Annotated in this window: 9 protein-coding genes; 3 read left to right on the plus strand and 6 right to left on the minus strand. The window is 44.8% G+C overall.

Features of this window, described 5'->3' with window-relative positions:
• Nucleotides 1-9 precede the first annotated feature (9 nt).
• Nucleotides 10-348 (plus strand): ISC system 2Fe-2S type ferredoxin, encoded by a 339-nt coding sequence (fdx, locus tag E0H88_RS09625; protein ID WP_131274070.1) that lies wholly within the window; start codon nucleotides 10-12, stop codon nucleotides 346-348.
• A 70-nt stretch (nucleotides 349-418) separates the two neighbouring features.
• On the opposite strand, the gene E0H88_RS09630 is transcribed toward fdx, so the two are convergent.
• The 5 genes from E0H88_RS09630 to aspA form a co-directional block, all read right to left on the minus strand.
• On the minus strand, nucleotides 419-1879 hold the full coding sequence (locus E0H88_RS09630) for an adenylate/guanylate cyclase domain-containing protein (protein ID WP_131274005.1): 1461 nt from the start codon (nucleotides 1877-1879) through the stop codon (nucleotides 419-421).
• Nucleotides 1880-1945: 66 nt separating this feature from the next.
• A complete protein-coding gene (locus E0H88_RS09635; RefSeq protein ID WP_092819429.1) occupies nucleotides 1946-2380 on the minus strand; it encodes an HIT domain-containing protein in 435 nt (144 codons plus the stop codon).
• 233 nt (nucleotides 2381-2613) lie between these two features.
• On the minus strand, nucleotides 2614-6072 hold the full coding sequence (gene mfd, locus E0H88_RS09640) for a transcription-repair coupling factor (RefSeq protein ID WP_131274006.1): 3459 nt from the start codon (nucleotides 6070-6072) through the stop codon (nucleotides 2614-2616).
• Between the two features lie 133 nt (nucleotides 6073-6205).
• Complete coding sequence (locus E0H88_RS09645) at nucleotides 6206-6577, minus strand: hypothetical protein (RefSeq protein ID WP_131274007.1); 372 nt, start codon at nucleotides 6575-6577, stop codon at nucleotides 6206-6208.
• Between the two features lie 141 nt (nucleotides 6578-6718).
• Nucleotides 6719-8167, minus strand: coding sequence for an aspartate ammonia-lyase (aspA, locus tag E0H88_RS09650; RefSeq protein WP_131274071.1), 1449 nt, complete (start codon nucleotides 8165-8167; stop codon nucleotides 6719-6721).
• A gap of 474 nt (nucleotides 8168-8641) precedes the next feature.
• Here aspA and putP point away from each other — a divergent pair, with 474 nt between their 5' ends.
• The gene (gene putP / locus E0H88_RS09655) at nucleotides 8642-10180 is read left to right on the plus strand and encodes a sodium/proline symporter PutP (RefSeq protein ID WP_131274008.1); all 1539 of its coding nucleotides are present in this window, start codon (nucleotides 8642-8644) and stop codon (nucleotides 10178-10180) included.
• A 66-nt stretch (nucleotides 10181-10246) separates the two neighbouring features.
• Here putP and E0H88_RS09660 read toward each other — a convergent pair whose 3' ends face one another.
• A complete protein-coding gene (locus E0H88_RS09660; protein ID WP_092819505.1) occupies nucleotides 10247-10732 on the minus strand; it encodes an Lrp/AsnC ligand binding domain-containing protein in 486 nt (161 codons plus the stop codon).
• A 118-nt stretch (nucleotides 10733-10850) separates the two neighbouring features.
• Here E0H88_RS09660 and putA point away from each other — a divergent pair, with 118 nt between their 5' ends.
• Nucleotides 10851-14621: a trifunctional transcriptional regulator/proline dehydrogenase/L-glutamate gamma-semialdehyde dehydrogenase gene (putA, locus tag E0H88_RS09665; protein ID WP_131274009.1), complete on the plus strand. Its 3771-nt coding sequence runs from the start codon at nucleotides 10851-10853 to the stop codon at nucleotides 14619-14621.
• Nucleotides 14622-14845: the final 224 nt, after the last annotated feature.

Consider the following 14845-nt stretch of genomic DNA (forward strand, 5'->3'; position numbering starts at 1 on the left):
GAAAAAATTATGCCACGTATTAAAGTTCTTCCACATGCGCAAATTTGCCCGAATGGTGCCGAGTTTGAAGTCGAACAGAATGCCAACCTGTGCGAAAGCCTGTTAAAAAACGGCATTAAGATTGAACATGCATGCGATATGTCCTGCGCATGCACCACGTGTCATGTCGTAGTTCGAAAAGGTTTTGACAGCCTTGAAGAAATGTCTGATGTTGAAGCAGATTTACTGGATCGTGCCTGGGGCTTGGAACCGGATTCACGTCTTTCATGCCAAGTTAAAGTCGTGGATGAAGATCTGGAAGTGGAAATTCCAAAATATACCATTAACCATGCTTCAGAAAATCATTAAGATTTTTAGCCATAAAAAACCACGCAATCGCGTGGTTTTTTCATCTTTAGGCTGCATTTAAATTACGTTTTTAGTGATACTGCTCGTCTTTCTCATCTTCAACTACATCTTCCAGATTTAGCCGGACTATACCTTCTGAATTGGTCATTTTTTGCTGTTTTTCAATACGCTTGATCATCTTCTCCAGCACTTGAATCAATTCCGGATATTCATAGTTTTGAACTTCATCCAGATTCAGCAATAAATGGAAACCCTTGTACTCATAATCAAACCAGCGCTGATAATCCGATTTGCGCGAAGTATATTTTTCCATGACTTGCCAGGTCTTCACCGGACCTTGAATGCCTTTAAGCCGAATCGGTGCTTTAGGCGCACATAAATAATCATTTTTAATTAAATTATAGGTCTCATCAGAAATCAGGATTTCATCGACTGCTGCGGCACTTTGCAGACGTGCGGCCAAATTGGCATCACGCCCCACAATGGTATATGCCATACGATGTGCTGCCCCATAGTTCCCTACGTGACAATATCCCGTACTGATCCCCATACGGATATGTAGGGCCGGATAACCCATCTTGATCCAGCGCTCACGCAGCAGTTTCATTTGCTGACGCATATCAATCGCCATGTCCAGACAGGTTTTTGCATCTTGCTCTACACCTTGCGAGATTGGGTCACCAAAGAAAATCAGAATGGCATCCCCCATAAACTTGTCGACAGTCGCTTCATACTGCCTGGCAATTTCAGTCATATGACTTAAATAGTCATTCAGCAGGAAGGCTAAATCGTCTGGAATCAAGGTTTCTGAAAGCTCGGTAAAACCTTGAATATCTGAAAAGAAAATGGTCATTTTCTTACGTTTGTATTCAATTTTGGCTTCCGATTCCCCTTTCATGATTGACTGCCACAACTGCACAGGTGCATATCGGCTCAGCTGATTTGCGAATTCCATATAACGATTCATTTGATCGTAATAATAGGTCCGGCGATTACTGATATGTTGTATCTGGCTGCTTTGGTAAAAACTGCCCACACCAAAAAAGGTGATTAAACAGATAAAACCTAATACGGTTAACTCACCGGTGGTTTGTTCAAAATACTCACCAAAACCAAAAATCAGAATATTACACAGATAAAAATTTGCGATTCCAATCAGGCTTGCCAATGAAACCGCCAAAAAAGAAATCTTGTTGGTGATTGCGGTATATAAAATGACAAATATTGAAATAAAAGTCAGAACCAGGTTTAAATGAATGGCAGATAAAATAACCGAAATAACAACCACATCGGTAATAAACAACACACTGCGTTTTATATTGGAATTAAAGCGATACTGGAGCCAGTTCGATAATCTCGGTGTAACCAGAAAAACCAGCAGCAGGAAAAAAGGAATATAAATCTGATATTGGGTGTCAGAAGCCGTGTAATGGTAGACAATCACAAGTAAAGACAACATCATATATCCCATCAAGCGATGGAAATATTCAAATTGTCTGGGTTCTTTTCTAATCCAGTCGTCTAATGACACTCAATCACTCCTGATCCGAGTCTTTACACCATAAATTCCATACTATGGCTTTTCAATAGGCAGGTATTAATCCATACGCCAGTCAAATGGCATATCACCCTGACCACGTAGTGCCAACATCAAGGTTTGACGCATATGTGCAAGAACTTCATTGGTATAAGGAACTGCTGGTGTACCCCAGACCGGTTTTGGCCAAGCCACGTCATTCTGGTAACGCACGACATGATGAAAATGCAATTGTGGAACCATATTTCCAAGGGCTGCCACGTTCATTTTGTCTGCGCGGAATACGCGTGAAAGCTGACTCGATAACCAGCTAGATTCACGTAGGAACTGTTCCTGGTCAGCCTGACTTAATTCATATAACTCGCTCACGCCTGGTACGCGTGGAATTAATATGAGCCACGGAAATTGCATATCATTCATTAAACGACATGTTGACAGTGGAAAGTCGCCTACAAAAAAAGTATCTTGAGCAAGTTGTGGATGCAAACTAAACATATCTTTATAAATTATGCAAAATTAGAATGATGGCTAATACTATCACATACAATGGGACGTGAATATTCTATGCAATGTGTTTCATTACAAATAAACCACTATTTACAGCGAATACGTGAACATTCACGAATTTAATAAATTTCTTTAAAAAATCAAGCGCTTCATCGCACTATTTTTTAAAATCCGATCAAATTGCAAAGGGAATGCGTAAATATTATGCACTCCCTGTCAAATCAATGAATTTCTTTTAACAAACTGTCCATTAAATCGACAATAAACTGGATACGTTTTTGGTAATCTTCCAGCATAACCATGATTTTCAGGCGTTGCCCGCCATCCATACGGAAAAAGGTGGGATGTTTTTGCATCATTTGAATAATACTGATGGCTTGTACCGGTGTTTCGGGTGAAAATTCGATATGTCCACCATGAGAACCAATATCAATCTTGGTGATGCCCAGCTGCTCCGCTTTTAAACGGATTTGATGCACAGCAAACAGCTGCTTCACTGGCTGCGGTGGCACGCCAAACCGGTCAATCAGCTCCATACGGATATTGTCGAGTTTTTCCTGGGTATCGGTATTACTGATGCGTTTATAGAACAATAAACGCTGATGTACGTCCCCGAGATATTCATCTGGTATCAGGGCTGGCATATGCAGGTTGATTTCTGCAATGAGGGACAATGGTGCATCGAAATTCGGGGTTTTGCCTTTTTGAATGGCTTTGGTGGCTTTTTCCAGCATTTCCATATACAGGCTATAACCAATCGCCTGCATCGAACCACTTTGCTGTTCGCCCAGCAACTCACCCGCTCCACGGATTTCCAGATCTTCGGTTGCCAACATGAAACCTGCGCCTAAATTGGATGCGCGCTGAATCGCATCCAGACGTTTTTCCGCATCCCCTTTTAGACCTTTAATGGAAGGTACCAGTAAATAGGCATAGGCTTGATGATGTGACCGACCAACACGCCCACGCAACTGATGCAACTGTGCCAGACCCAACTTGTCTGCACGCTCAATCAGAATGGTATTGGCATTGGGAACGTCAATCCCGGTTTCAATGATGGTGGAACAGACCAGCACATTGTATTCTTTGTGATAGAATTGCTGCATGACCTGTTCCAGTTCACGCTCCCGCATTTGTCCATGTGCCACTGCAACACGTGCTTCTGGCACCAGTTCACGGATATTTTCTGCGGTGCGTTCAATGGTATCCACTTCATTATGCAGGAAATACACCTGCCCACCACGCAGCAATTCACGCAAAATGGCTTCTTTAATCGATTCGCCAGTCTGCTCCTGAACAAAGGTTTTCACGGCCAGACGGCGTGCAGGCGGTGTGGCAATAATCGATAAATCGCGCATCCCGCTAAAGGCCATATTCAGGGTTCGGGGAATAGGGGTCGCGGTCAGGGTGAGCATATCGACATCTGCACGCATGGCCTTAATCCGCTCCTTGTCACGCACGCCAAAACGGTGTTCTTCATCGACAATCATCAGCCCCAAATTTTTAAACTGGACATTTTCCTGCAAAATTTTATGGGTACCAATCACAATATCCACTTTACCTTCTGCCAGATCTTCAATGGTTTTCGTGTGTGATTTACTCGAACCAAAACGTGACAACACTTCTATGCGCACAGGCCAGTCAGCAAAACGGTCTTTAAATGATTCATAGTGCTGCTGTGCCAACAGTGTGGTCGGAACAAGAACCGCCACCTGTTTATTGTTCTGTACCGCCACGAATGCCGCGCGCATCGCAACCTCAGTCTTACCAAAACCGACATCGCCACACACCAGACGATCCATGGGTTTTGCCATTTGCATGTCGTGCAAAGTCGCTTCAATGGCATTGGCCTGATCCAGGGTTTCTTCATAGGCAAAGCCGCTGGCAAACTGCATATAAGGACTTTGTTCCAGTTCAAAGCTAAAGCCCGGTTTAGACTGGCGACGCGCCTGAATATGCAACAGTTCTGCTGCCACATCATGAATCTGTTCCAGCGCTTTACGTTTGGCCTTGTTCCAGGCATCGGTGCCCAATTTATGTAATGGCGCCAGATCAGGATCACCACCACTATAACGGCTGATCAGATGCAAGTTGGTGACCGGAACATAGACCTTGGCAGCGTCGGCATAATCCAGCTGTAAAAACTCATGTTCCTGATCATCAATATTCAGGGTAATCAGACCAGCATAACGCCCCACACCGTAATCGATATGGACCACCGGCGCACCAATACTGAGTTCAGTAAGGCTACGGATCAGGAACTCTTCTGAAACTTCCTGCTGACGCTTGCGGCGGCGCTGTACCACACGATGTTCATAAAGCTGGTTTTCCGAAATGACGCTGAGATGACCGGGAATCACCAGACCACGATCAAGTGGTGCACTGGTAATCGCGATTACATATAAGGATTTTCTAAACTCTGCAAAATTTTCTATATTCGGAATATCACCCAAAGCTGGACGTAAAGCATCTTTTAAGGTTTCACGCCGACCTGCACTTTCAGCGACCAGCAGGACTGGATGATTGGCAGCCTCAATATACTTTTTGACAGCAGAAAAAGGCTTTTCCTGTTTAGGCTCAACCGGTAAACGAGGAGGTGCTTCGGTATTAAGATTAATCACCCCGGCTTTTTCGACAAACTCTTCAGATGAAGCGATTATTCGTGCAAAGTGATTCAGCTGTTCCAATACCTGATTGGGCATCAGGAAAAGGTCTTCCGGCGGTAAAATGGGGTGGTCGACATTATGACGACGATCTTCATAACGGCGCAGTACATCATTCCAAAAATTGCTTAAACCTTCATCCAGATGCTTGTCTGTAATGACAATGCCATTCTTGGGTAAGTACGCCATGAGCGTGCTTTGGGTTTGCATCGCTTCTTTGCTGAAGAATAAAGGGAAATAAAACTCCAGTCCCGGCGATGCAATGCCATCGAGTACATCTTGATAAAGCGGATTCTTTTTGGGATTTGCATGAGGAAAACTTTCAGCATAGCGGTCACGGAAGGTTGCCCGTCCTTCTTTAAGCGGAAATTCCTTGGCGGGCAATACAGAAAACTGTGGTAAGTTTTGAGTGGTTCTTTGGGTTTCAGGATCAAAAAATTTTAAGCTTTCAATTTCATCATCAAATAAATCGATACGGATGGGCGCGCTTTGACCAGACGCGTAAATATCCATAATGCTGCCACGCATGGCAAATTCACCATGATCATAAACGGTATCGACCAGATGATAACCGGCCTGAACCAAACGCAGTTTCTGCTGTTCCAGTTCAAATTTCTGTCCCACCTGAATATCAAAATGTTCACCCAGCAGCCATGAAGTCGGTGCGACACGCTGTACTAAAGTGGACGCAGATACAAGCAGCACCCCCTGCTTCGGCATATTGGATAAAATGGAAAGCCGTTCAGACACGATATCCTGATGCGGAGATAAACGGTCATAAGGCAGAATTTCCCAATCGGGGAAAATGGTGGGTTTAATCCCGTAAAATTCCAGTTCACTTTCCAACTGTCCCAAATGCTGATTATTTCTGGCAACAACAATGAACAATTGCTTACTTTGTGTGGCAATTTCTTTGAACAATAAAGCGGCCGAAGAGCCTTGCAAATTGCCGACCCAGCGTTTTTCGCCTGCCTTAAACTGTTGCAGATTTAATTGGGAAATTTCTTGTTGGAACATGTATATAGCTTTTGGTCTAAATGACATGGACCGTATATTAACATGGGTTTTTTCTTGGTTGGGTTATTTTTATATACAGCACAGGAGTGCATCTAAATCCTTTTAGATGCCGAATATGCAGCTGTTGATGCGATTATTTTTCACGCAGAAAATTGCGATAATAGTCATTCAGTTTCTGAATGATCTGCTTGAACTGTAACAGGTTTTCTTCGGTGTTGCCCAAACGTGCAACAAAACGCTGACTGGCAATTTCCAGGTCAATTTTTTCATTAATCAGGATGGCAGTAAAATATAAAGTTTTTAAATCATCAAAGTTGTTCAGTTTACGATTGGAAAAATAAGCCAAACGCTCAGACAGCTGATTGACCACAATTCCGTCCACAATATAACCCTGCTCCGGATCAAACAGGATATTGTTTTCTTGAAGATACAGCTGTTCAGGAGAAGGTTTTGAACTTTTAAGCAGTCCTGAACCTGTAAATAGTCCGGCAAGTTTGTTCAGCATGGGCATGACACATCGAAAAAAATCCTGAATATTTTAACCCTGTGCTGCAGCATATTCACGACTATTTTTCATATAAAAAGGGAGCTGTTTAAACAGCTCCCTTTTCTGTTGCTGTCATGATTAAATTTTTGTAGCTAGCAATTAGCCGACCTGTGCCAAAGCTTCATGCTGTAAAGTGACTTCTGAAACCAGATTGCTAAAAGCAAAAATTTCATCCAGTTGTTCTTGAGTCAGTAATTTCTGCTCTAAAACCACCTGCTGAATGGTTTTATTTTCGGCAATGCACTGTTTCCCAATTTCATCGCATTTGGCGTGTCCCAAAATCGGATCCAGTAAAGTGACAATGCCGACACTACGCATTACAGCGTCGTAACACACCTGCTCATTGGCCTGAATACCTTGAATACATTTACGGTCAAGGCTGACAACCGCTTGGGTGAGCAGTTCAATCGACTCATTAATTGCAACCGCAATTACCGGCTCCATGACATTGAGTTGCAATTGTCCCGCTTCTGCTGCCATGGTCACGGTTAAATCGTTGCCAATGACCTTAAAGGCAATCTGGTTCACCACTTCGGGAATCACTGGATTGATTTTGGCCGGCATAATGGACGAACCCGCCTGTAATTCAGGTAAGCGAATTTCGACCAGACCGGTACGCGGTCCCGAACTTAAGAGGCGTAAATCGTTACAGATTTTTGAAAGCTTGACTGCCAGCCGTTTCAGGGTGCTGGATAAAATAATGAATACGCCGCAATCGCTGGTGGCTTCGACATAGTCTTCTGCACCCGTTAAATTCAGCCCGGTAATTTTATTTAAAGACTGAATTGCAGCATGGGCATAGCCTTGGGGGGTATTCACGCCAGTGCCAATGGCTGTTGCCCCCAGATTCACTTCCAGCAAAAGCTCACGGGTACGCTGAATCAGACGTATATCTTCCTTTAATAAGGTAGCAAATGCACGAAACTCTTGTCCCAAAGTCATCGGAACCGCATCCTGCAGCTGGGTACGTCCCATTTTTAACACAAATTGAAATTCGGCGGCCTTGATATGCAGGCTATCCACCAGTTTCTGGATCGGAAGCAATAAATCATCCAGACTATAATATGTGGCTAAACGTAAAGCCGTAGGATAGACATCATTGGTGGATTGCGACTTATTGACATGATCGTTGGGATGGACATGTTCATATTGCCCCTTATGAAAACCTAAATGTTCCAGGGCAATGTTGGCCAGGACTTCATTGGTGTTCATATTGATGGAAGTGCCTGCTCCGCCCTGATAGACATCTAAGGGAAAAGCCTGACTCCATTTTTCAGGTTCTGCAATTAAGCTATTGCAGGCATGCTGAATAGCCAGACTGACCTGTTCTGAAATTTTATTAAATTTAAGATTGGTTTGTGCTGAGGCTTTTTTGACTTGAGCCAGGGCCCGAATAAAATGGGACTGACTTCCCACTTTTTGATTCGAGATCTGAAAATTCTCCAGAGCACGTAAAGTATGAATACCGTAATAAGATGCGGCCGGAACTTCCTTTGCTCCCAGCAAATCACGTTCTATTCTTGTATTGTCGGGTTGAACTGTTGTCACTTTAAATATACTCACATGTATGCACCAGAATTGTGCAATTGAAAAAGTATTAAGGCTTTGCCTTATTTTAAATATTGTAAAAAGATATTTATTTGGCAATGCTCTTTAACCAAATACATCGACTCTGTAGCGAGTGTAAGCACTTGTAACTATCGCATGAAACTAGCTTAGCGGTTCCAATTTGCATCATTAAAAAATCAGGCATAAAAATCTTTCAGCGTCATTTTCAATTCACAGTAGACAATTATCTGAACAAGATGAATGACATTAAGTACCATGCTTATAAATTATTTATTTTCTTAAATTTTTATCAATTGTATCTAAAAATACATTCCGCTACATAACACGTCATGAAATCCCTTAGAAATGTTACAGAAGGTAATTTCAATTTTATGTTTGAATCAGCGCCTGACTGAACCTGCACAAAAATTCATCTCGGAAAGATGGTATTCATAAGGACATAAGGATGCGCCCATGAGTCAACTGAACCCCACCCTCATCACATTTATTTTTTATATTATTGCCATGGTCGGTATAGGACTGTATGCCTATAAAGCCACCTCCGACTTTTCAGATTACATTCTGGGCGGACGCAGTCTGGGCAGCGTGGTCACCGCCCTTTCCGCAGGCGCTTCCGATATGAGTGGATGGCTGCTCATGGGCTTACCCGGTGCAATCTATCTTTCAGGCTTGTCGGAAGCCTGGATTGCAATTGGCCTGATTATTGGCGCATGGCTGAACTGGCTGCTGGTCGCCGGCCGCTTACGGGTGCATACCGAAGTACAGAACAAAGCCTTAACCCTGCCGGACTATTTCACCAGTCGTTTTGGGGATCGCAAGCGTATATTACGGATGATCTCGGCTCTGGTGATTCTGGTGTTTTTCTCCATTTACTGCGCGTCAGGCATGGTGGCTGGTGCACGACTATTCGAAAGTATTTTTGGCATGTCTTACACGACGGCACTCTGGATCAGTGCAATCGCCACCATCAGCTATGTATGCATTGGCGGTTTTTTAGCGATTAGCTGGACCGATACCTTTCAGGCAGGACTGATGATTTTCGCGCTGCTGCTTACGCCGATCATGGCCTATATGGCCATCGGTGATCATAGCCAGCAGTTTGCCACAATGATTGAAACAGCTCGCCCGCATGCCACCAATATGCTTTCAGGCTTAAGTACGGTCGCCATTTTATCATCTTTGGCGTGGGGCTTAGGCTATTTTGGACAGCCGCATATTCTGGTGCGTTTTATGGCAGCGGATTCGGTCAAGACCATTCCGGCGGCACGTCGTATTGGCATGAGCTGGATGATTCTATGTTTAGGAGGTGCAGTCGGTGCCGGTTTTATTGGCATTGCCTACTTCCAGCATCATGCAGAACTTGCCGGTGCGGTTTCCCAGAATCCTGAAACCATCTTTATGGAACTGACCAAAATCCTGTTTAATCCCTGGATTGCAGGCGTGATTTTGGCCGCCATTCTAGCTGCGGTGATGAGTACACTGAGCTGTCAGCTTCTAGTCTGCTCCAGCACCCTGACGGAAGATTTGTATAAGGCATTCCTGCGCAAAAATGCTTCGCAAAAGGAACTGGTTTGGGTTGGACGCCTGATGGTACTGGCGATTGCAGTCCTTGCCATTATTCTGGCAAGCAATCCAAACAGTAAGGTATTAGGACTGGTTGCCTATGCCTGGGCCGGTTTCGGTGCTGCATTTGGCCCGCTGATTATCCTGTCCTTGTTCTGGAAACGCATGACCTTAAACGGCGCGATTATGGGGATTATTGTCGGTGCAATTACCGTGATTGTCTGGAAAAACACCATGGCCAGCACCGGTTTGTATGAAATTATTCCCGGTTTTATTCTCTCATTTGCAAGCATTGTCGTGGTCAGCTTATTAGAAAAAGCACCTTCGCAAGAAGTGGTTCAGCGTTTTGAACAGGCCGACGAACTGTACAAGAAAGAAATGGCAGAATTGCAAAATGAACTGCCTGCCCAATCCGAGAATGCTAGATAAGTATTGCAGGATAATTTCTTTCACCAGATAAACGTCAAGGGGCATTAAGCCCCTTTGTTTTATTTTTTATCCTTTGGTTTTCAAATAAATTTTAGAACTTTCCTTAATCACTTCCATCACCGGATAGCTTCGTGTTTCCTTAATTCCGGGAAGCTGCCACAGCACCTGCCCTGAAATTTTCCGAAATTCTTCCATATTGGCACAGCGGATTTTCACCACAAAGTCGAATCCGCCACTGATCATGTGACATTCCACAATTTCAGGATATTGCATGATCGCATCAGAAAATTCTTCCAAAACATTGGGGGTGGTTTTGTCCAGTAAAATCTCGACAAAAACCACAAAACTGGCATTCAGCATGTCAGGATTCAGTTTGGCTTCATAGCCCAGAATAAACCCATCTTTGGCCAGTTTCTGCACCCTGGCCAAGGCCGCAGTCGGGGACAAATTCACCGCTTCGGCCAGTTTGATATTCGAAATCCGGCCATCATTTTGCAGAATATCTAAAATTTTGATATCTGTTCGGTCCAGGGTAAAAATCGGGCTGCGCATCAGCATTATTCTCTAAAATAAACCAAAATTATAGTGAATTATTCGGCATTCTTTCTGTAATCATAAATTATATAAAGCATTTTACTCAACAAAAATTTGGCAGTCACAGGATGTTGGCATGAATATGATGGACACTGAAACCCGCTTTGACCAGGCAAAACCTCACTTTGGATATATTACCGAATTCAAAGAAAAAAATGATTATGAAGTTGAGTTAAATACTGCCTGGCGCCGTGCTGAACCTGACTGTGTTGAACATTTGCTCGAACATAGCCAGATTTCTGAACAGCTGAACCAGCGCATTTATGATCTGGCATTCGACCTTGCCCACACCCTGCGCGAACGCAAAAGCTCGAATGGTAAAGCCGGGATCGTACAGGGATTATTGCAGGAGTTTTCACTTTCCTCTCAGGAAGGCATTGCCCTGATGTGTCTGGCGGAAGCCTTGCTGCGAATTCCGGACAGTGCCACTCGTGACTTGCTGATTCGTGACAAAATCAATCAGGGTAACTGGAAAGAGCATGTGGGGCAAAGCAGCCTGATGTTTGTCAATGCGGCTGCCTGGGGCCTCATGCTGACCGGCAAACTGATGGAAACGCCTAAACAAAAAAGTTTATCTGGCATCCTGACCGGTCTTTTGGCACGTAGTGGCCGCGGGATTATCCGCAAGGCTGTGGATGTCGCCATGCGTATGATGGGCGAGCAGTTTGTTACCGGTGAAACCATTCAGGAAGCGCTAGAACATGCAGAACCTTTAGAAGATAAAGGTTTCCGCTATTCCTATGACATGCTCGGTGAAGCCGCGCTGACCGAACATGATGCTGAACGTTATTTTCAGGATTATAGCAATGCCATTCATGCCATTGGTCAGGCTTCCAAAGACAAAGATGTTTATGATGGTCCGGGCATTTCCATCAAGCTTTCCGCCCTGCATCCACGTTATCAGCGCGCGCAGATAGACCGTGTGCATGACGAGCTGTATCCTAAAGTACTGCAATTGGCAGAACTGGCAAAACGCTACAATATTGGCCTGAACATTGATGCCGAAGAATCTGAACGTCTGGAAATTTCTTTAGAATTACTCGAGCGACTGTGTTTTGAGCCTGGCCTTGCCGACTGGAAAGGCATTGGCTTTGTGATTCAGGCCTATCAGAAACGCTGCTTCTACGTAGTGGACTATGTGGTGGACTTAGCAAAACGCAGTCAAAAACGCCTGATGATCCGCCTGGTCAAAGGCGCTTACTGGGATAGTGAAATCAAGAAGGCCCAAATTGAGGGCATGACCGATTATCCGGTATTTACCCGTAAAGTGCATACCGATCTTTCCTATATTGCCTGTGCGAAAAAACTGTTGGCTGCCCCAGAGCAGATTTACCCGCAGTTTGCGACGCATAATGCCCAGACTCTTGCAACCATTTACCATCTGGCCAATCCGGACCAATATTACAACGGTCAATATGAATTCCAGTGCCTGCATGGCATGGGCGAACCGCTGTATGAACAGGTGGTGGGCAATAAAACGGATAACAAACTGGGTGTGCCGTGCCGTATCTATGCCCCTGTAGGCAATCATGAAACCTTACTGGCTTATCTGGTGCGACGTTTACTGGAAAATGGCGCCAATACCTCTTTCGTGAATCGCATTGCCGACAAAAGCCTAAAAATTGAAGATCTGATTGAAAATCCGCATACAGAAATTTTGAAAAATGCAACCAAAGAATCACAGGTGGGTCAGAAGCACCCTGCTATTCCCCTGGCCCCTGATTTATACGGCGATAACCGTCCAAACTCGGCGGGTCTGGATTTAGCCAATGATCATGACCTGACCGACCTTAACCAGACTGCACACAACCTGAGTCAGCATCAATGGCAGGCAAAAGCCTTGGGGAAAAACCTCGGTCTTGAAAATGGCTCAACTGATACAAGCCCACAGTCACTCCTTATTGTGAATCCTGCCGATCATCTAGATCTCGTGGGTCATGTACAGGAAGCAAGCGCTGATCAGGTCAATCAGGCCCTGGATCATGCCGTGAATGCACAAGCTGAATGGAGCAATACACCGAAAGACACGCGTGCTGCTTGCTTACAGCGTGCAGCGGATATCATGCAATCGCGTTTGCAGGAATTGATGATTTTACTCTGCCGTGAAAGTGGTAAAACCTATGCCAATGCCATTGCAGAGGTTCGCGAAGCAATCGACTTCCTGCGTTATTACGCCGCTCAAATCATCGATCTGGATGATGACGCCGTGATTCAGCCCCTGGGCACGGTGTTATGCATCAGTCCGTGGAATTTCCCTTTGGCGATTTTCACCGGGCAAATTTCAGCGGCACTGGTTGCCGGAAATACCGTGATTGCCAAGCCTGCCGAGCAAACCCCACTGATTGCCGCACAAGCGGTTCAAATTTTGTGGCAAGCCGGCATTCCTCAAGATGTGCTGCAACTTCTTCCGGGTCAGGGTGAAACCGTCGGTGCACAGTTAAGTTCAGATTCACGTATTCAAGGCATCATGTTTACCGGTTCTACCGAGGTTGCCAAAATTTTACAAAAGACCCTGGCTCAACGACTCAGTACTTCGGGCCAGCCTATTCCTTTAATTGCGGAAACAGGCGGTCAAAATGCCATGATTGTGGACTCGTCCGCATTGACCGAACAAGTGATTCTGGATGTGGTCAGCTCGGCTTATGACAGTGCCGGTCAGCGCTGTTCAGCCCTGCGTGTGCTCTGCGTGCAGGAAGACAATGCCGATAGTATCATTCAGATGCTGAAAGGCGCGATGCAGCAACTGCGCGTAGGCAATCCGTTGCTATTAAAAACCGATATCGGACCGGTGATCGATCTTGAGGCACAAAGCAATATTCAGAAACATATTGATCAAATGCAGAGTAAAGGTCATGCCGTACATCAGCTGATGTTGAATCCTGGACAGGATCAAGCTCTGACACAAGGGACTTTCATTCCGCCCACCCTGATTGAATTGCCGAACCTGGACGATTTGCAGCGTGAAGTATTTGGCCCGGTTTTACATATCATCCGCTACAAATATGGTCAATTAGAACAGCTGCTTGAGCAGATCAATGCCAAAGGCTATGGCCTGACCATGGGACTGCATACCCGTATTGATGAAACCATTCAGACCGTGATTGCACATGCAGAAGTCGGCAATTTATACATCAACCGCAATATTGTCGGTGCGGTGGTCGGTGTTCAGCCTTTTGGCGGTGAAGGCTTGTCCGGTACGGGTCCTAAAGCCGGCGGCCCAATTTACCTGTATCGTTTGATGCAGCACTGCTCTGCGAAAAAACTGGCACAACCATTTGCGACTCAGACACAGGTTACACAGCCAGCACATCAGCCTTTATATGACGTGTTTTACACCTGGGCAGAAAAAACCTTCCCGCAATATCAATTGCAACCGTGCCCTGCATTCTGTTCTGGCCATCATTATGAATTGCAAGGCCCGACCGGTGAAAGCAATCAATATGTGGTGTTGCCAAGAAAACGCGTGCTGTCTCTGGCAGAGCAGGAACAGGATCAGATTCAGCAACTGGCGGCAATTTTTGCGGTTGGCAGTCAACCAGTGGTGCTGGCTGAAAATACTTTTGTACTCAAATATCTTTCTAAAATGCCCAAAGAAATTGCACAGCGTTTTGCCGTAATCCGGAACATCGAAAGCGGCGATTTTGATGCGGTACTGCATCACGGCACCCAAGCCCAACTGCAACATTTACAAACTCAAATTGCTGGCCGTTCCGGGGCAATTATCGGCGTCACGCATTTAAAACCGCTGGATCACGATATTCCTTTAGAACGATTGGTGATTGAGCGCGCGATCAGCATCAATACCGCAGCTGCAGGAGGCAATGCCAGCCTGATGACCTTAAATTAAAAGTTTAAATTAAAAGCTCTACTTCAACTTAAATTTAAATAGCTTTAGCGCTGGACAAGAGATCCAGCTGTCGTTTCCTCTTTGCCAAGTCAACTTCTCCCTGGTCTGGTTGACTTGGTTTCTTTTTGATTCCGAAACCGTTCTAACACTGCTGATTTTTGTCTTTTAATCAACCTCCGCCTTGTTCATACGCAAGATCAAAAAACATATTTGAATTTAAGTTC

Origin of the sequence: Acinetobacter sp. ANC 4216, assembly GCF_004331195.1 — a bacterium.
GTDB classification, from domain to species: Bacteria; Pseudomonadota; Gammaproteobacteria; order Pseudomonadales; family Moraxellaceae; genus Acinetobacter; species Acinetobacter kookii.